The sequence below is a fragment of the Moritella viscosa genome (assembly GCF_900120065.1).
GTDB classification, from domain to species: domain Bacteria; phylum Pseudomonadota; class Gammaproteobacteria; order Enterobacterales; family Moritellaceae; genus Moritella; species Moritella viscosa.
The window spans coordinates 1-514 of record NZ_FPLG01000049.1; the positions used below are offsets into that span (position 1 = coordinate 1).

General features: G+C 43.0%; 1 protein-coding gene. It reads left to right on the top strand.

What is annotated here, in order from left to right; translation table 11 throughout:
* A partial coding sequence (locus tag BT797_RS23825) for a hypothetical protein (RefSeq protein ID WP_211705449.1) occupies nucleotides 1-363 on the top strand: 363 nt, incomplete at its 5' end.
* Nucleotides 364-514 lie beyond the last annotated feature (151 nt).

The following is a 514-nucleotide window of genomic DNA, read 5'->3' on the forward strand; positions in this document are numbered from 1 at the left end:
AAAGAAATGATTAGTGCGCTTCAAGATTTCGGTGTTAGTGATGAGCGAGCTAATGATATTGCTGCATTATTTGAAGTTGTTGATGCCGGTGATTATGACGCATTGGTTATGCCTGCTCTGGCATTTAATCACTCGCAGCTTCCCCGCAAAACAGTATTAATTACTTTATCTTCATTTTGGGTATGTGTTGTTGGTAATACCAATTCCTTTTCTGAACAAGAACTACAAGCACTTGGTGCGCTGCGTTCACTGTACTTTGTTGCGGTCAATTTGGGTTATCAAGACCTCGCTGCTTGTATTGCTAAGTACTGGGAAGATACGTCACCTTTGCATAAAACTGAGTCAGTGGAGTTGTGGCGATGATGTATTTAGCAATAGCACTGTGTCCAAGTGGCAGCATGCGTGAGCATCCTAAAACGCACGAACTTCGCACTGTTGAAGTAGGTGAATGCGAAACCAAACAAGATGCCATCGATAACGCTTGTCTGCAGCTTAATTGCCGTCAGTTGTTTCG